The following is a 16,916-nucleotide window of genomic DNA, read 5'->3' on the forward strand; positions in this document are numbered from 1 at the left end:
CCGCGGCGGCGGGTTTCTGCTAAGCCGCCCCCGTGCCTGATCTGGTCATCCAGCCGTCAGTCCGGCCCCTCTTCGGGAGCGTGCCGGTCCCGGCCGACAAAAGCATCACCCACCGGGCCATCCTGCTGGCCGGCATCGCCAGCGGACGCAGCCGGATCCGGGGCAACACCCTGGGTGAGGACAACCGGGCCACGCTCGGCGCCCTGCGCGCGCTCGGGGTGGGCGTGGAAGAGCCGACGCCCGGCGAGCTGCTGATCGAGGGCAAGGGCCTCTCGGGGCTCACCGCGCCCGCCGCGCCAATCGACTGCGGCAACTCCGGGACCACCATGCGCCTGCTCGCGGGGATCCTCGCCGCGCAGCCGTTCACCACCATCCTCGTCGGCGACGCCTCGCTCTCGAAGCGGCCCATGGAGCGGGTGGCGAAGCCGCTGCGCCTGCGCGGCGCCCGCATCGAGGGCCGCCTCGACCCGCGGCGCGTCGGAGAGATCACCGCCCCGCTCGAGATCGGCCCGCTCCGCCCCCCGCACGCGCTCTGCGGGATCGAGTACGACCAGCCCGTGGCGAGCGCCCAGGTGAAGAGCGCCCTCCTCCTCTCGGGCCTCTACGCACCCGACGCCACCTACGTGCGCGAGCCCCTCGTCTCGCGCGACCACACCGAGCGCATGCTCAGCGCCCTCGGTGTGCCGATCCGCACCGCCGGATCGATGGTCGAGCTGGATCCCTCCGGCTGGTCCGGCGAGATCCCCGCGCTCGACCTGGAGGTACCGGGCGACATCTCCGCCGCGAGCTTCCTCCTCGCCGCCGCGCAGCTCGTCCCGGAGAGCCGGGTGACCGTGCGCAGGGTCGGCTGGAACCCGACCCGCACCGGCATCTTCGAGGCGCTCCGCGACATGGACGGGGTCTTCGCCATGGAGGCCAAGGGCGAGGTGATGGCCGAGCCCATCGGCGACCTGCACGCGAGCCCCGCGACCCTGCGCGCCTCGCGCATCGGCGGCGAGATCGCGGCGCGATCCATCGACGAGATCCCCATCCTCTGCGCCCTCGCGGCGCGCGCCCACGGGGTGACCGAGATCTACGACGCCGCCGAGCTGCGGGTGAAGGAGAGCGACCGCATCGCGGTGATGGCCGAGGTGCTCCGCGCCTTCGGGGTGCGCTGCGAGGAGCGCCGCGACGGCATGCTGATTGAGGGGCGCCCCGACCGCCCCCTCGACGCCGCCGGCGTGTCGAGCCACGGCGACCACCGGATCGCCATGGCCGCCGCTGTGCTGGCGCTCTGCGCCGATGGCCCGAGCCGGGTCCGCGACGCGGCGTGCATCGCCACGAGCTTCCCGCGCTTCGTGGGCACCCTGCGCGCGCTCGGAGCGACCATCGAGGTCGACGAGGGGGCGCCGTGAGCGAGCACCACGAGCATCACGAGCACCACGGGCCTGACGCGCGCCGCCTGCGCGTCGCCATCGACGGCCCGGCCGGGGCAGGGAAGGGGACCGTGGCCCGGGGCCTCTCCGAGCGCCTCGGTTACCTGCTGCTCGACACCGGCGCCCTCTACCGCACCGTCGCCCTCGCCAGCGCCCGCGCCGGCATCGCCTGGGAAGACGTCGAGGCCATCGGCGCCCTGGCCCGGCGCCTCGCCGACGAGGGCCGCATCGCGCTCCCCGGCGTGAGCGGGGCCGCTGCTCGGCACGTCGACCACATGCAGATCCTGCTCGACGGCGAGGACGTCTCGTTCGCGATCCGTACGCCCGAGATGAGCCTCGGCGCGAGCCGCGTCTCCGCCGTCCCCGCGGTGCGCGAGGCCCTGCTCGCCATGCAGCGCCAGGCCGGCAGCGAAGGCGGCGTGGTGCTGGAGGGCCGCGACATCGGCACCGTGGTGTTCCCGGACGCCGAGGTGAAGTTCTTCCTCACCGCCCCCGCCGAGATCCGCGCCCGCCGCCGCTTCGACGAGCTCGCCGGCAGAGGCGTCGACGTGAGCTTCGAGGAGACGCTCGCCGACGTGATCCAGCGCGACAAGGCCGACAGCGAGCGCGCCGTCGCCCCGCTCCGCCAGGCCGCCGACGCCCTGGTGGTCGACTCGGCGGGCCGCGCGCCCGAGGCGATCGTGGACGAGATGGCGCGCGTCGTGGAGCTGCGTGCGCGCGCGGGCTAGCACCGCGCTGCCTGCGAGCGCCGCGCTGCCTGCGAGCGCCGCGCTGCCTGCGAGCGCTGCGCATGTCGCGCGCGCCGCTCGGCTCGTGGCGGTGGCGCTCCTGCTCGCGGCCACCGGCTGCTCGGAGGTCCCCGGCGCCGCCCCGAAGCCGCGCACCCCAGGCACTTCCGGCACCCCCGCCGCTGCCGTGACCCCGCGCCGCCTCGACCCCGCCGACTTCATCCCCGCCGATCTCGACCTCGTGCTCCGCGTCGACGTCGCCCGCATGCGCTCCGGGCTCGGCGCCGCCACCACCGAGGAGCTCGCCGCGCGTGCCCTCGCCTCCGAGCCGGACACGCTGCTGCGCGACGCCGCGGGCCGCGCCGACGTGATCTGGGTCGGCCTGCGCCTCGCCCACCTCGATGAGGGGGATCGCGTCCTCGTGCTGGAGGGCAAGATGCGCGGCCTCGATCCCGATCCAGCCCTCTGGCAGGACGGCCCCAACCACCGCGAGGGCACCAAGGTCCACGACCGCAGCGGCTACGTGCCTCGCTCCGGGGTCGCGCGGGTGGTGGCCTTCGGCGATCGCGCGCTGCTCTTCGCGTCGCCGGTGGAAGCCAGCAGCGTGGGCCGCGTGCTCCGCGACGGCGCCGACCAGAGCCGCCGCGATCCGGCCGCCGACGGCCTGGTGACGCTCGACCTCAAGGCCGGCCGCCTCCCCGCGCACCTGGAGCGCCGCTTCCCCTCGATCGCGCACATCATCGGCGGCCTCGAACGCATCCGCGCCACCGCCTCGCTGAGCGACGACGGCGTCCTCCTGGAGGCCGAGATCCTCGCGCGCACGCCCGAGGGCGCGGGTCGCGCCTCCCGCTTCCTGGAGGTCCTCCGGGACAACACCCGCGACTTGCGCTACGCAGAGGTCATGAACGCGCTGAGCATCGAGCAGGTGGAGCGCACGGTGCGGGTGCGCTGGAAGGTCCCCGCCCAGGTGGTGCTCGCGCTGCTCTCCAGCACGGAGACCGGCTGACCATGTCGAAGACGCTGATCGACGACCCGCCGCCGGGCGGCGAACCCAGGCCCACCATCGTCGACGACCCTTACCAGCCGCCCGCCGCAGACCCTGCCTACGCGCCCCGGTCCACGGTGCTCGACGCCCCCGAAGGCGCCCCTCCCGAGCCTGCTGCGACGCCCCCGTCCGGCCCGAAGCCCCCCTCGAAGCGAGGCCGCCTCGGCTGCGCCATCGCCGCCATCGTGCTCACCCTCGCCGCGCTCGTGGGCGGCGGCCTGTGGCTCTACTTCGGCGTCATTCACTACGAGCCCGTCGCCCGCCGGCACATCCCCGGCAACGCCAACATGGCCGCCCGCCTCGACGCAGTGGGCGTCGCGACCTTCGCCCCCGTGCGCAAGCACCTCTGGCCGCTGCTCGACGCCGCGCCCGGCGGCAAGACGCGCAAGTCCCGCCTCGAAGACGCGGGGATCAGCCCCACCGACATCCGCGAGATCCTCGTCGCCTCCACCGACGCCACGAGCTGGGTGGTGCTGCTCGGAGGCCGCATCGACAAGGGCCGCGCCGTGACGGGCATCGAGAAGGTGATCCGCGAGGAGGGCTGGCCCGGCTGGCGCCGCGATGGCGAGGTGCTCGTGGGCCCGGGCGGCGTGACCATCGGCCAGGCCGAAGACGGCACGCTCCTCCTCGGGACCGACACCTCCATCGTGCGCGCCTCGCTGAACGCCTCCGACGACTGGAAGCGCATCGGTCTGCCCGAGGGCGGCGAGATGACCTTCGTGGTGACCCGCGAGGCCTGGGACGGTGTCGGCGGCGAGATCGGCGGCCTCCTCACCGGCGGGCGCGGCCTGTTCCGGCGGGCGGGGCGCACCACCGGCGCCTTCACCCTCGGCGACACGCCGCGGATCGCGATGAAGATCACCCCGGCCTCCGGAGAGACCGCCGCCGCCCTCGCCGGCGATCTGCAGGGCATCCTCTCCGGCCTGAAGATCGTGACCCTGCTCCTGCCCGATCAGATGGGCGAGAAGCGCGCCCTCCAGTCCGCCGTGGTGAGCGCCGCCGCCGACGGGGCAGACCTCCAGGCCACCTGGCCCCTCGACGGCCTCGACCAGGCCTGCCAGCGCCTCGCCGCCTCCCTGAAGACGTTCACTGGACCCTGAGCGACCCTGAGCGACCCTGAGCGACCCTGAGCGACCCTGAGCGACCCCTGAGCGACCCCTGAGCGACCCCTGAGACTTCCAGCCAGAGGCGTCTATCTTCCGTCGCCCGCGGACAAAAGGGGCCGTGGCTCGGACGTTGCATTGACAGAGCGCCTTGCTGGCAGTACACGCTCGCCCTCCCGAGGGGACGGGTGCATGCTGCGGGTGCGTCTGCCCTTCCGTCGTTCGATCGCGGGCCCACAAAGTCGTCGCGATCGCCCGGCGAATCCCAGGGAAGGAAAGGAAATAAGAACCGGTAACATGACAAGCAACGTGAGTATGGAGGAAGCCTCGTCCGGAATGGACAGCTTCGCCTCGCTCTTCGAGCAGAGCGTCGAGGGGGGCGATTTCGCGCGCGAGGGGGAGATCATCGCGGGCACGGTGGTGGCGGTGAACCGCGACTCCGTGGTCGTCGACATCGGTGGCAAGAGCGAAGGTGTGATCCCTCTGCGGGAGTTCGCCGACGCCGGTGGTCAGTCGACGGTGAAGGCCGGCGACAAGGTCGACGTCTACATCGAGAGCCGCGAGAACGACGACGGCCTCGTCACCTTGTCGAAGGAAAAAGCCGACAAGATGAAGGTCTGGGATGAGATCTCGAACGCCTGCGAGGCGGATGAGCTCATCGAAGGCACCATCAGTCAGCGTGTGAAGGGTGGCCTGTCCGTCACGATCAAGGGCGGCGTGAAGGCATTCCTTCCGGGGTCGCAGGTCGACCTCCGTCCGATCCGCAACCTCGATAAGCTGATCGGGCAGACCTACAAGTTCAAGGTCATCAAGTTCAACAAGAAGCGTGGCAACATCGTGCTGTCGCGGCGCGTGCTCCTGGAGCGCGAGCGCGACGAGATGAAGCAGAAGACGCTCGAGACCCTGACCGAGGGCATGGTCGTCAAGGGCACCATCAAGAACATCACCGAGTACGGCGCCTTCGTCGATCTCGGCGGTATCGATGGTCTGCTCCACATCACCGACATGTCCTGGGGTCGGGTCAATCACCCGAACGAGGTGTTCCAGGTCGGCGACGAGGTCACCGTCAAGGTCCTCAAGTACAACCCGGACACGGAGCGCGTCTCGCTGGGCCTCAAGCAGACCCAGGAAGACCCGTGGAACCACGCGGAAGAGGCCTACCCGGCCGGCAAGAAGGTCCGCGGCAAGGTCATGTCGATCACCGACTACGGCGCCTTCGTGGAGCTGGAGCCGGGCATCGAGGGCCTGATCCACGTGAGCGAGATGAGCTGGACCAAGAAGGTCAAGCACCCCTCGAAACTCCTCGAGGTGGGTCAGGAAATCGAGTGCCAGGTGCTCGAGGTGGACGCGCGCGCCAAGCGCATCAGCCTCGGTCTCAAGCAGCTCGAGCCCGATCCCTGGATGCTCTTCACCGACAAGTACCACCCCGGCGACAAGATCACCGGGAAGGTCCGGTCGCTCACCGACTACGGCGTGTTCGTCGGGATCGAAGAGGGCGTCGACGGCATGGTCCACAAGAGCGATCTCTCGTGGACGGTGCGGGTCAACAACCCCAGCGATCTCTACCACAAGGGCGACGAGGTCGAGGCGATCATCCTGTCGATCAACCACGACGAGAAGAAGGTCTCGCTCGGCATCAAGCAGCTCTGGGACGACCCCTGGCCGACGATGCTGGCAGACTTCCCCCCCGGCAAGGTGATCGACGAGGCCGCCGTGGTGAGCACCATCGACTACGGTGTGTTCGTGCGGCTGCGCGAGGGCATCGAGGGTCTGATCCCGACCAACGAGGTGGTGGAGCCCGAGGGCGCCAAGCTGAAGATCGGCGACAAGGTGAAGGTCGAGGTCTCCTCGCTCGACACCGTGGACCGGCGTCTCTTCGTGACGATGAAGAACATCGGCATGGAGCGGCCCGCACCCCAGCCGCGTCAGCAGCAGAAGCGCAAGGAAGAGGGCGGCGACGACAAGCCGGCCGCCGGAACGATCGGCGATCTGATCAAGGAGAAGTTGGGCGCCAAGCTCGACCTCAAGTGATCAGCCTCTGATCCGCTGAAACGGTGAAGGGCCGGCCCTGCAAAGGCGCCGGCCCTTTGCTTTTGGTACTGCGGTACTGCGTACCCTGGCTCAGGGGCCTGTCGGCCCCTGCTCTGAAAAGGACTCCAAGGTCTCTGAATCAGAAGCCTTTTCCTCGGGTCCTGTGGAGGCGCAGCCTCCATTCGAGACTACGCTCCCGTTGGTCGGTACTGCGTACCCTGGCTCAGGGGCCTGTCGGCCCCTGCGCTCCCGTTGGTCGCTACCCCGCTCGGCAGGAGCCGTCCTGTCCTCGGCTTCCGTATGGTGCAAACCACTCGCGCTGCTGGGCGAGTTGCTCCATGGATGAGGGATGAGCCTGGGGATCTCGGTGCGCTCGATGAAGCTCCGCGCCTTTTTGCCGATCGCCTCCGCGGTCGCCATGGCCCTCCTGCTGGCTCCGAGGCCCGCCGCGGCCGAACCGCGCATCCAGCGCAGTCGCCCCGTGGTCCGGGCCGATCCGTGGCGGGGGCCCGACAAGGCGCTGCACTTCACTGCCTCGGCCCTCCTCGCCGGCGGGGGCTACGCGCTGGGCGCGCTGGGGACCGAGGACCTGCCAGGACGGCTCGCGGTCGGCGGCGCCCTCTCCCTGAGCGCCGGGGTGGCGAAGGAGACGCTCGACGCCGCCGGGCTGGGTACGCCCTCGTTCAAGGACCTCGCCTGGGATGTCGCGGGCATCGCCTTCGGGCTCCTCTTCTCGGTGGCCGTGGATCGCGCGGCGCGGCCCGCGTGGTTCGCGGCAGGTCACTGACGCGCCGCCTCCCTGCACGGTTCGCGGGCGATCGCTGACGCGCCGCCTCCCTGCACGGTTCGCGGGCGATCGCTGACGCGCCGCCTCGCCGCCTCGCCCCCCGCGCTTTCGTCATGCTAGCGTCTCGACCGATGGGCAATCCGCTCTGGGCTCCCTGGCGCATGGAGTACATCCTGGGGCCGAAGGACCGCGGTGACTGCATCTTCTGCGGCATCCCCGATGCCGAGGAGGAGGAGCAGCGAAGCCGTCTGGTGGTCGCGAAGACCCCCCGCGCCTTCGTGATGATGAACCGTTACCCCTTCGCCGCTGGCCACCTGCTCGTGGTGCCGCACACGCACACCTCGGCGCTCCACGAGCTTTCCCTCGCCGAGCACGACGCGCTGTTCCGGCTGGTGCGAGAGGCGGCGACGCGGCTGCAGCGCGCGGTGAAGGCAGAGGGGCTGAACGTGGGGCTGAACCTCGGGGCCGTGGCGGGCGCCGGCGTCGCGGCCCACCTGCACGTGCACATCGTCCCCCGCTGGGCAGGCGATACCAACTTCATGCCGGTGCTCGCAGACACGCGGGTCATTCCCCAGGCGCTCGAGGCGACGCGGGACCATCTGGCCGGCTTCTTCCAGGATCTGCCGTCCGACGACGGCTCCCTGGGTTCGTGAACGAGGGACCTGGTTTGCAGCGATCCACAAAGAGCACGCTCTTCCTGGCCATCAGCGCCGTCTCCGCCGTGGTCATCGTGGTGTGGGCGCGGGCGGTCCTGCTGCCCTTCATCCTGGCGCTGGTCGTGGCCTACATCGGGACGCCCGCCGTGCTGCGCCTGGAGCGGCTGCGGGTGCCGCGGTGGGCGGCCATCCTGCTGGTGTACGCGATCGCGCTCGGCGCCATCGGCGGGTTTGTCGGGCTGACGGTGCCGCGCCTGATCGTGGAGGGGAAGGCGCTCACCCGGGAGGCGCCGCGCTACGTGGCGAAGGCCCGCGAGGAGTGGCTGCCCATGCTCGACGCGCGGCTGCGCGGCTGGACCGGCCGCGACATGCGCGAGGGACCGAAGCCGCCGCCCCCGCCGCCTGGCACCGAGGCCGAGGTCACCGCTCGGGGGCCCATCCCGGAACTCGCCGAGCCCGCGCCGCTCCGCATCGTGCCCCGTGACGACGGGTCGTTCGACGTGCACCTGAGCGGCGACGTGCAGATCCGCGAGGCGCAGGGCGGCGTCTGGAAGCTGGAGCAGGACAAGCCCCGCCCGGTGCTCACCAGCGCGACCATGCTCCAGGAGGGGCTCGACCGCACCGTCAGCTTCCTCGGGGAGAACTCGCTCACCCTGCTCAAGATCGGCCAGCAGATCGCGTCGGCCATCTCGCGAGGCATCTTCAACCTGTTCCTGACGCTGATGCTCGCGGGCTACATCATCCTCACCCACGAGCGGATCTTCGCGTTCTTCCGCGAGCTGTGGCCGCCCCAGAACCGGCCGGCATTCGACCGCTTCCTGCGCCGGCTCGACCGGGGCCTCTCCGGCGTGGTGCGCGGGCAGCTCCTCATCTGCCTCGTGAACGGCGTGCTCTCGGCGATCGGCTTCTGGCTCTTCGACCTCAAGTACTGGCCAATCCTCTCGGTGGTCGCCGGGGTGATGTCGCTCATCCCGATCTTCGGCTCGATCCTCAGCTCGGTCCCCGCAGTGGCCATCGGGCTCACCCAGTCGCCCGCGACGGCGTTCGGGGTGCTGGCGTGGATCGTGGGCATCCACCAGCTCGAAGCGAACTTCCTGAACCCGAAGATCATCGGCGACTCGGCGAAGATCCACCCGGTGCTGGTGGTGTTCTCGCTCCTCGTCGGCGAGCACTACTTCCAGATCGCGGGGGCGCTCTTCGCCGTCCCCTGCCTGTCCATCCTCCAGACCATCTTCCTGCACTTCCGCGAGTCGGCCCTCGGCTTGCCAGACCCGACCTCCACCATCCCGCCCGGGCGTTCTCCCCCCACGACCCCGGGCACGCCCCTGCCGGTGGTGGCCCCCGAGGCCGCCGAAGTGGTCAGCGCCCGCGCTGAGCCCACCGAGTGATCCGAACCTGGACTCCGACGCATGAGCAACCCCGCAAAACCCAAGAAGCAGACCCAGAAGCAGCAGCGCGAAGGCGCGCTGGCCGCGCTGCGCAACCAGCAGCAGCAGCAGGCACCCGATCCGCTGGCCCAGCTCAACCCGCGCGCGCTCGCGCTGCGGATCGGCATCGGCGCGGTGGTGGTGTGGGGCATCGCGCTCGCCATCCCGGGCTGGTGGCCGAAGATCGTGGCCGCCGTGCTGACGGTGGCCGTGGCCGGCATCGTGCTGTGGGCCCTCCGGTTCGCGAAGCGCACCCGCGCCGTCGCCCAGATCGTGCGCGGCGCCGACTCGGCCGAGGCGCGCAAGGAGGCGATCTCCAAGCTCGAGAGCGACTTCAAGAAAGACGACGTGGCCGCGGTGTTCGCCAAGGCCCAGCTCCAGATCCAGGAAGACCCGCGCGCCGCCCTCGCGACCCTGGAGACCCTCAAGCTCGACAAGCTGATGGCGCCCATGGCCGACGAGGCGCGGGCACAGCGGGCAATGATCCACCTGATGCTCGGCGAGACCGACGAGGCCCGGGCGCTCGTCGACCCCATCGACCTGTCGCGCCACAAGGAGGCGAAGTCGCGGGCGACCCTGGCGTCGATCATCGGCGAGGCCTGGGGCCGCACGGGCCAGGCGAAGAAGGCCGTGGAACTCCTGGAGACGTTCGATCCGAACGACCCCGCCTACGTGGACCTGAAGCCGCAGCTCCTCCGCGCCAGGGCCTTCGCCTACGCCTGGGCGAACAACAGCACGAAGATGAAGCAGACCCTGAAGGCCTTGGCGGCGATGAACATCCAGTTCCTGACCGGATTCATCACCAAGAAGAAGAACCCGATGGGGGTGAACCCCCGCGGCGTGCACCCGGCCCTGGAGAAGGAAGCGCTCGACGCGCTGATGCGCTCCGGCGCCGTGCCGCGGAAGATGCAGCAGCGTCGGCTTTGAGCCCCCTTGACGCGGGCGGGGGCTGCCGGTTCACATGGCGGCCTCATGCAAGGTACCGCCCTGGTCTACAGCTCCCACGAGCGCTCTCACCACATCCACAACGACCTCATCGTCCAGAGGGCGCTGCGCGGTAGGGACAACAAGCGCGTCCTCTTCCTGCCCATGTCGGAGACGCCGCAGGGAGGCAGCGAGATGGAGCGGCAAGAGTTCTCCTGGGGCCGCTTCCAGTACTACTTCAGCCACTACCGGCGCTACGGGCTGGAAGCCGTGCCCTTCTTCTGGACCAGCGGCCTGCGCAAGGAGGACGTGGACGCCCTCTGGCACCTCCTCTGGAGCTCCGAGGTGGTGATCCTCGGCGGCGGCTTCCCGGCGCTGGGCCTGCACCGCTACAAGGAACTCGGGGCGCGGTTCAACGGAGAGCGCGGCCTGTTCGGGCGCATCCTGCACGAGCGGCGGGCGCGAGGCCTCCTGACCGTGGGCTTCTCGGCGGGCGCCGATCAGCTCTGCGAGCACCTGTTCCGCCGCACCTGGGACTCGCCCGGAGACAGCGACGGCTTCGGCCTGGTGCGCCGGACGATGGTGACGCTCCACCACGACGACTCGCGCAACGGCGACCTGCACTACGCAGCGCGCAGGTTCCAGGACCATTTCGTGTTCGGCCTGCCCAACGACTCCGGCCTGAACACCGACTGGGGCGTGCTGCCGAGCGGCAACGTCTGGCAGGTGTACGAGTTCGTGGTCGACACCTCGTGGGACGATCCGAGTGATCAGTTCCACATCAGGACGCGTCAGGGCGCGCTGATCGATCACTTCGACGCCGACGGGCGGCACTGGGCATTCCGCGGGGGAGACCGGCTGGTGCGCATCGAGTCCGCGGACGGGCGCTACCGGGAGGCATGGATGACGAGCGGGGGGCGGCTGCTCAACTACTGGAGCCGGCAGCCTTCCCGGTTCCACAGCATCGAGGATGTGCTCGCGTCCCACTGATCCCGCGGCGTAGGATCCGGCGCGTTGGCCAGTTCGGACCGCAGCCTGGCGCGCCGCACGCTCAAGCAGGTCGCGCTCTTCGCCGTGGGCTCGGCGCTCTTCGTGGCGCTGACGTCGACGCTCCTCGTGGTGATCGCGCGGGCGCTCCTGCCCCCCGAGCCGCTGGTCGAAGGAGCCCGCCCCGCGCGCGCGGTGGACGAGGCCTCGACCGAGGACCAGGCACCTGCCGCAGCCACCTCGCGGGCGAGGCCAGGGCGCCGGCGAGGGGTGCCCACGACGTCGCCGAAGAGCGCGGCGAGCGTGGCGGTGGAGAAGGCCGACGCCGAGGAGGCGCAATGGGCGCGCTGCTGTGACGCGCTGGAAGAGACGGCGAAGAAGTCGTCGCCCGAGGACCGGCTCGTGTACCACGCCGCCATCGGCGCCTGCCGCGGGACCCTGGGCAAGCCCAATGCGCGCGACTCCATCCGCACCCTGATCCAGGGCAAGAGCCTCCCCCCCGAATGCCGCTGGTAGCTACAAGCGGGAGCGGCGGAGGTCGAGGAGCCAGGCGTTGAGGTCGTCGGCGTTGGGGGGCTCCTCGGGGAGGACCGAGCTTGCGTGGGCCGCGTCGAGGGTCGCGAAGGCGCGCCCGATCTCGCCGTCCCAGCGTTCGCGGGTCTCCTCGGGCAGCTCGGAGCGCTCCCCGGCGCGCTTGGCCTCGACCAGCTCGCGCGCGGCGCCGAAGCCGTACTCGTCGAGCAGCTCGGTCACGTCGATCACCACCTTGCCCGTGCGCAAGGCGTGGGTCCCGGTGAGCGTGGTGCGCAGGACGTAGAGGAGCTTCTTCGCGGAAGCCTTCCCGCCGCCCTCCCAGGCCTTGAGCTGGCTGGTGGCGAAGCCGAGGTAGTGGCGGTAGATGCGGCGGGAGAGCGCGGCGAGGCAGAGCGGCCGGAGCCCGTCGAGTTCCGGCGCTGCCCTGAGCTTCAGGGCGCCCACGATGCGCTCGATGTAGTTGCCGTTCCCCTGGAGCACCCCGAGCAGCACGGGGTGGATCTCGTTCGAGGAGTAGTCGATCTCGACGCCGTCGATGATCTCCATGCGCGAGGGGCTCGCGGCGCTGCGGAACAGGCCGAGCAAGCGCGCGGTGGGCTCGATGTGCACCGACTTGAGATCGAGGTCGCTGTCCGGCGAGGGGAAGCCGTAGGCGTGCGCGCCGCTCAGGGAGACGACGAGGTGGGCGCGGTCCGCCTCTTCTTCGTCGAGGACCCGGTCGGCGACCGCTTGCTGTTTCTCGTCGAGGGCATCCACCTTCATGCGTCGTCTCCTTCACCCGGGCTCTCCTGCCCGGGTCCTTCGTCCCAGACCGCGACGGGCGCTGCCGGGGCGTCCTTGCCGAGGGGTCCAGGCGTGCCTTCGAGGTGGCGGCGCGCGACCTCCTCGCGGATGCGGCGGAGAAGGGCCTCCGCGCGGGGGACGTCCGGATGCCGGGGGAGGGGAGTCACGCGCCGGGCCTCCTCCAGCTCGGGGGTGAGCGCCTCGGCGATCTCCAGGGTGCGGTCGAGCGGCCACGCGCCGCGCTTGATGGCGAGGAGCTGCTCCTTGAGGGGGCCGCGGGCTTCGAGATCGACCTCGCCCGTGCGCAGCCACTGGATGGCATTGGAGAGGAGCCGCACCAGGTTGTAGGCGTTCTTGGGGCGGAGGTCGCGGCTCAGGTCGAGGTCGCGCCGGCCCTCGCGGGCGAAGGTGACGAGGCAGGTGAACTCGCGGGCAGGGAGGAGGCCCTGGTCGTGGAGCGAGCGGTAGAGCTGCTTGATGTGCTCCTTGGCCATGAGGACCCGGTCGGCCTCGGTGGGAGCGGCGCGGGGGCTCATCGCGGCGAGCCTGTGCGCGACGGCGTCGAGGGAGAGGGAAGGGTCGTCGGCGAGCCAGTCGAGGACATGCTCGCGGTGCTCGGCGAGGCGCTGGGCCTGGGCGAGCCGCTTGAGCTGCGAGAGGGCGTAACGGCCGAAGCTTCCGTAGACGGCCGAGGAGACGAAGGCCGCGCGGGCGTCGAGGATCCATGCGCCGATGGGATCGAGGGCGCGGGCGCTCTTCACGAAGAGCAGCTCCAGGGTGTTGGGGTCGGCGCGGAGGGCTTGCCGGATGGCCTTCTCGATCTCCCAGTACGAGGCGCTCCCGTCGGTGCTGACGAGATCGAGGGGAGGGGAGGCGAGGCCCGCGGTCCACGGGAAGGGGAGGGCGAAGATGCCGCGGCGATCGGTGTCGGAGCCCTCCTCGGCGAGACCCCACGCGCGCGAGCCGACCACCGCTTCGAGGACGATGCAGGGCGTGAGCGCGTCCCAGGCCGCACCCCGGCGCTCGGCGTGGCGGACCTGGCCGAGCTTGCGGGGGGAGAGTTCGTCGCGCTGGTAGCGGACGACGCCGATGCCGACGAGCATGACGTCGAGACCCTCGGGGTGGGTGGCGACGACCCGCCCGATGGCGCCCTGGGGGACACGGCGCTCGTCCACGACCCGGTCGACGCGGGTGATCACCTCGGTGCCGTTCGGCAGCGGGACCACCTGGGGGTCGAGGTGCGAGAGGCCGCGGAGGCGCAGATCCATGAGGAGCGCGAGGTTACCACCGTTGACAGCCCGGGGGTCCGGCTGCACGCGGAGCCGATGGCGAAGGCAGCCTGCATCTTCTGCGAGATCGTGGCGGGCACGATCCCCGCGTACGTCGTCCTCGACGCGCCGCACGCGGTGGCGTTCCTCGATCACCGACCCTTGTTCCCAGGCCATGTGCTGCTCGTGCCCCGCGAGCACTTCGCGGTGCTGACCGACGTGCCTCCCGCGCTCCTCGGCCCCCTCTTCGAGAGCGCCCAGCACCTCGCGCGTGCGGTCGAGGCGGCGCTCGGCGCCGAGGGGACCTTCGTGGCCATGAACAACCGCGTCAGCCAGAGCGTTGCGCACCTCCACGTGCACGTGGTGCCACGCCGCCGCAAAGATGGGCTCAAAGGTTTCTTCTGGCCGCGGAACCCCTACCGGAGCGACGCCGAGATGGAAGAGACCCGCGCCGCGATCGTCGAGGCGCTCGGGGGTTGAGCCGCTCGGGGTTGAGCCGCTTGGGGTTGAGCCGCTTGGGGGGTGAGCAGCCGCGGAGGCGGGTAGGGGACCGACAGACCGCGAGACGAGGGTTAGAGAGGATCAGGGAGCAACTGATAACGGGGCTCGCTGCGCCCGAGGCGCGCGGCTGGATAGTTCGCGTGCCGCTGGGTGTCTCGCGCCGTACACGTGCAGTAGACGTGCGCTCTTTCCGCTGGCGCTCGGAAAGGCTGTCTACAGCGGTGATCGCGCGACACTGTGGCCAGGTGTCCGTCTGCCGTCCTGTCTCCGGACGATGTTGCAAAGTGATTGGCACCCGCAGTTCCCCGTTGACCGGGAACCCATTTCAATGAATTGTGTCAATCAACATCGCCCGCATCAGTCCTGCCGAGTCGAAGGCGACCGCAAGGAGACCAGTCACCCCTGCATGGAGATTCAAGTCATGGCTAAGCTCAACGGTCTCGCTCTGTCGTCCATCGTCGCCGGCGCCCTCGTCTCCCTCGCCGCCTCCACGGCACATGCCGCGCCCATCACGTCGACGGTTCACCTGGACCTGATGTTCGATCTCGCCGCGTCGCTCTACGGCGTCGACCCTGCCGAGGGGCGCAACAACTGGGCCACGCCGTCCGAGGCCTGCGCGATCACGTGGTCCGGTGGGAGCGCTCAGCCTGCTGCGCTGACCAAGGGTGCCTGCTTCTTCACCTTGGCGCTGCGCCAGGCCGACCCGACGGTCACCACCACCAAGATGTGGCAGTGGTGGGGCGCCAACAACCCCAGCTCGCCCACCTATTACGATGCGGTCGCGGCCGGCGCGAAGTTCCACAACCTGCCCACCGTCGCCGAGATCGTTCCCGGTGACCTCCTCGTCGCGAAGTACACGACCCAGGGCGGCGTCCTGACGGGCTACAACATGGTGGTCAGCACCATCGACGTGTTCACGGTCCTCCCCAACGGCAACACCCGCTACATCCTCGAGGTCATCGACTCGACCCGTGACCCCCACGGTGAGCAGGACAGCCGCTGGAACATCGGCGGGGACATCCAGGGCGTCGGCTACGGCCTGATCTTCCTCGACGCGAACGCGGCCACGGGCGCGATCGACGGTCACTCCTGGAGCAACCAGGGCAAGAACCAGTCCGACTACTACACGCTCGCGCAGCGCCCGCTCCTCGCCGGCCGCTTCGACCGCAACAAGTAGTCGCGGACGGAGCCTCGCGCTCCACGCGGACGGATGCCGCAACTCCCTGAGGAGTTGCGGCATCGTACTTTGCGGCCCTCGCACCATTCCCATTACGCCGCCGGGGTTTTGCATTATTGGTGTGCAGTGTGGTGGTGATTGCATCGTTGCATTGAGCTGGAACCATGTTGGTCCAGCCGTGCTCCGGCTGCGCCGCGGCATTGCGCCATAGGGGGCACGCAGGACTATGCTCCCCGGCATGAGGTGGGCATCGGTCGTTCTGGTCCTCGTGTCGTGCGCGGCTCCAGCGCCCACGTCCGCACCACGCGGTGCAGAAACTGCGCGCAGGGAGCTGCCACCCCCCGCCGCCGCGGGAGTGGCGCAGGACGCCGCTCCGTCGATCGAACTCGTGGAGTCCTGGCCTGCCGAGACCACGCTCGATCAGCCAGACATCCCTGACGCGTCGGAGGTCTGGAAGGCGATGATCCGCGGGGCGACCCGCGCGCTCGACATCGCCCAGTTCTACATCAGCGATGCGCCCGGGAGCCGGCTCGGCCCGGTGCTGCGCGAGGTGGAGGCGGCAGCCGCGCGCGGGGTCGCGGTGCGGGTGCTCGTCGACGAGACGTTCCGAGCGAGGTATCCGGAGTCGGTCGAGCGGCTGGCGCGGCAGCCAGGCATCGCCGTGCGGCACTTCGATGGTCGACAGACCATGGGCGGCGTGCTTCACGCGAAGTACTTCCTCGTGGACGGGCGCGAGGTGTACCTGGGAAGCCAGAACTTCGACTGGCGCGCGCTGGAGCACATCCACGAGGTCGGGCTGCGGGTGCGGAGCCCGGCGGTGGCCAGCACGTTCGCCAGCGCGTTCGCCCTCGACTGGGCGCTCGCAGGCGGTGCTCCCGTGCCCTCGCGGGGAGCCCCACAGGCCAGGGGCAGCGCGCCGGTGATGCCGGTGGACGTGCTGCAGGACGGGGAGACCGTGCGCCTGTGGCCGGTGGGGAGCCCCGAGGGCTTCCTGCCTGACGACCTGCCCTGGGACCTGCCGCGTCTGCGCGGGCTGATCGACGGCGCGAAGCAGGACGTGCAGGTGCAGCTCCTCACCTACCGCCCCGCGAGCCGCGATGGCGCACCCTTCCTGGAGCTGGATCGGGCGTTGCGACAGGCAGCAGCCCGAGGTGTGACCGTGCGGCTCCTCGTCGCCGACTGGAGCAAGCGCAAGGACACCATCGAGGGACTGCAGCGGCTCGCCGAGGTGCCAGGGATCGAGGTCAAGATGACCACCATCCCGCGCTGGTCAGGGGGCTTCGTTCCTTTCGCCCGGGTGACACACGCGAAGTACCTCGTCGTCGATGGACGGGTGGCGTGGGTCGGGACCAGCAACTGGGAAGGGGATTACTTCACGAAGAGCCGCAACGTGGGGCTGATCGTGGAGGGCGGGGCGATCCCTCGCAGGCTCGATCGGTTGTTCCTGGACCTCTGGCGCGGGCGCTACGTCGAGGCGGTGGATCCGCGCGCGACCTACACGCCGCCACGCATCGACAGCGACGCCCCCCCGACGCCCGCGTCTCCCTGAA

16 protein-coding genes are annotated in these 16,916 nt (G+C 70.4%); 14 read left to right on the forward strand and 2 right to left on the reverse strand.

What is annotated here, in order from left to right:
* Positions 1 to 32: 32 nt before the first annotated feature.
* From aroA to CAP_RS33625, 11 genes are all read left to right on the forward strand, one after another.
* A complete protein-coding gene (aroA, locus tag CAP_RS33575) occupies positions 33 to 1,394 on the forward strand; it encodes a 3-phosphoshikimate 1-carboxyvinyltransferase (protein WP_044248341.1) in 1,362 nt (453 codons plus the stop codon).
* Positions 1,391 to 2,143 carry a (d)CMP kinase gene (cmk, locus tag CAP_RS33580; protein ID WP_231511840.1) on the forward strand — a complete coding sequence of 251 codons (753 nt, stop codon included), beginning with the start codon at positions 1,391 to 1,393 and terminating at the stop codon, positions 2,141 to 2,143. The genes aroA and cmk overlap by 4 nt, the downstream gene beginning before the upstream one ends.
* On the forward strand, positions 2,127 to 3,149 hold the full coding sequence (locus tag CAP_RS33585) for a hypothetical protein (protein WP_052376481.1): 1,023 nt from the start codon (positions 2,127 to 2,129) through the stop codon (positions 3,147 to 3,149). Before cmk ends, CAP_RS33585 begins: the two co-directional genes overlap by 17 nt.
* Positions 3,150 to 3,151: 2 nt before the next feature.
* On the forward strand, positions 3,152 to 4,288 hold the full coding sequence (locus tag CAP_RS33590; protein WP_044248343.1) for a hypothetical protein: 1,137 nt from the start codon (positions 3,152 to 3,154) through the stop codon (positions 4,286 to 4,288).
* Between the two features lie 300 nt (positions 4,289 to 4,588).
* A complete protein-coding gene (locus CAP_RS33595) occupies positions 4,589 to 6,322 on the forward strand; it encodes a 30S ribosomal protein S1 (protein WP_044248344.1) in 1,734 nt (577 codons plus the stop codon).
* A gap of 349 nt (positions 6,323 to 6,671) precedes the next feature.
* On the forward strand, positions 6,672 to 7,109 hold the full coding sequence (locus CAP_RS33600; protein WP_052376482.1) for a YfiM family lipoprotein: 438 nt from the start codon (positions 6,672 to 6,674) through the stop codon (positions 7,107 to 7,109).
* Between the two features lie 131 nt (positions 7,110 to 7,240).
* Positions 7,241 to 7,762, forward strand: coding sequence for an HIT family protein (locus CAP_RS33605; RefSeq protein ID WP_044248347.1), 522 nt, complete (start codon positions 7,241 to 7,243; stop codon positions 7,760 to 7,762).
* A gap of 14 nt (positions 7,763 to 7,776) precedes the next feature.
* The gene (locus CAP_RS33610) at positions 7,777 to 9,153 is read left to right on the forward strand and encodes an AI-2E family transporter (RefSeq protein WP_156041372.1); all 1,377 of its coding nucleotides are present in this window, start codon (positions 7,777 to 7,779) and stop codon (positions 9,151 to 9,153) included.
* 21 nt (positions 9,154 to 9,174) lie between these two features.
* Positions 9,175 to 10,119: a hypothetical protein gene (locus CAP_RS33615; protein ID WP_044248349.1), complete on the forward strand. Its 945-nt coding sequence runs from the start codon at positions 9,175 to 9,177 to the stop codon at positions 10,117 to 10,119.
* Positions 10,120 to 10,164: 45 nt separating this feature from the next.
* Complete coding sequence (locus tag CAP_RS33620) at positions 10,165 to 11,106, forward strand: type 1 glutamine amidotransferase family protein (protein WP_044248352.1); 942 nt, start codon at positions 10,165 to 10,167, stop codon at positions 11,104 to 11,106.
* A 24-nt stretch (positions 11,107 to 11,130) separates the two neighbouring features.
* Positions 11,131 to 11,619: a hypothetical protein gene (locus tag CAP_RS33625; protein ID WP_044248353.1), complete on the forward strand. Its 489-nt coding sequence runs from the start codon at positions 11,131 to 11,133 to the stop codon at positions 11,617 to 11,619.
* Here CAP_RS33625 and CAP_RS33630 read toward each other — a convergent pair whose 3' ends face one another.
* Positions 11,620 to 12,399, reverse strand: coding sequence for a nucleotidyltransferase domain-containing protein (locus CAP_RS33630; protein WP_044248356.1), 780 nt, complete (start codon positions 12,397 to 12,399; stop codon positions 11,620 to 11,622).
* Entirely contained in the window at positions 12,396 to 13,688 is a 1,293-nt protein-coding gene (locus tag CAP_RS33635; RefSeq protein WP_044248358.1) for a DNA polymerase beta superfamily protein, read from the reverse strand. The genes CAP_RS33630 and CAP_RS33635 overlap by 4 nt, the downstream gene beginning before the upstream one ends.
* Positions 13,689 to 13,745: 57 nt before the next feature.
* On the opposite strand from CAP_RS33635, the gene CAP_RS33640 reads away from it, so the two are divergent.
* The 3 genes from CAP_RS33640 to CAP_RS33650 all read left to right on the forward strand — a co-directional run bounded on the left by CAP_RS33640 (position 13,746) and on the right by CAP_RS33650 (position 16,915).
* A complete protein-coding gene (locus CAP_RS33640; protein WP_044248403.1) occupies positions 13,746 to 14,168 on the forward strand; it encodes an HIT family protein in 423 nt (140 codons plus the stop codon).
* A 442-nt stretch (positions 14,169 to 14,610) separates the two neighbouring features.
* A complete protein-coding gene (locus tag CAP_RS33645) occupies positions 14,611 to 15,366 on the forward strand; it encodes a hypothetical protein (RefSeq protein ID WP_044248360.1) in 756 nt (251 codons plus the stop codon).
* Between the two features lie 388 nt (positions 15,367 to 15,754).
* On the forward strand, positions 15,755 to 16,915 hold the full coding sequence (locus tag CAP_RS33650; protein ID WP_197041468.1) for a phospholipase D-like domain-containing protein: 1,161 nt from the start codon (positions 15,755 to 15,757) through the stop codon (positions 16,913 to 16,915).
* Position 16,916 lies beyond the last annotated feature (1 nt).

Source organism: Chondromyces apiculatus DSM 436 (assembly GCF_000601485.1).
Classification (GTDB): domain Bacteria; phylum Myxococcota_A; class Polyangia; order Polyangiales; family Polyangiaceae; genus Chondromyces; species Chondromyces apiculatus.

What these genes read in the sequence shown, in the direction of transcription:
- CAP_RS33590 (WP_044248343.1), top strand. Translation starts at nt 3,152, where the DNA reads ATGTCGAAGACGCTGATCGACGACCCGCCGCCGGGCGGCGAACCCAGG.
- CAP_RS33595 (WP_044248344.1), top strand. Translation starts at nt 4,589, where the DNA reads ATGACAAGCAACGTGAGTATGGAGGAAGCCTCGTCCGGAATGGACAGC.
- CAP_RS33600 (WP_052376482.1), top strand. Translation starts at nt 6,672, where the DNA reads ATGAGCCTGGGGATCTCGGTGCGCTCGATGAAGCTCCGCGCCTTTTTG.
- CAP_RS33605 (WP_044248347.1), top strand. Translation starts at nt 7,241, where the DNA reads ATGGGCAATCCGCTCTGGGCTCCCTGGCGCATGGAGTACATCCTGGGG.
- CAP_RS33615 (WP_044248349.1), top strand. Translation starts at nt 9,175, where the DNA reads ATGAGCAACCCCGCAAAACCCAAGAAGCAGACCCAGAAGCAGCAGCGC.
- CAP_RS33620 (WP_044248352.1), top strand. Translation starts at nt 10,165, where the DNA reads ATGCAAGGTACCGCCCTGGTCTACAGCTCCCACGAGCGCTCTCACCAC.
- CAP_RS33630 (WP_044248356.1), bottom strand. Translation starts at nt 12,399, where the DNA reads ATGAAGGTGGATGCCCTCGACGAGAAACAGCAAGCGGTCGCCGACCGG.
- CAP_RS33635 (WP_044248358.1), bottom strand. Translation starts at nt 13,688, where the DNA reads ATGGATCTGCGCCTCCGCGGCCTCTCGCACCTCGACCCCCAGGTGGTC.
- CAP_RS33640 (WP_044248403.1), top strand. Translation starts at nt 13,746, where the DNA reads ATGGCGAAGGCAGCCTGCATCTTCTGCGAGATCGTGGCGGGCACGATC.
- CAP_RS33645 (WP_044248360.1), top strand. Translation starts at nt 14,611, where the DNA reads ATGGCTAAGCTCAACGGTCTCGCTCTGTCGTCCATCGTCGCCGGCGCC.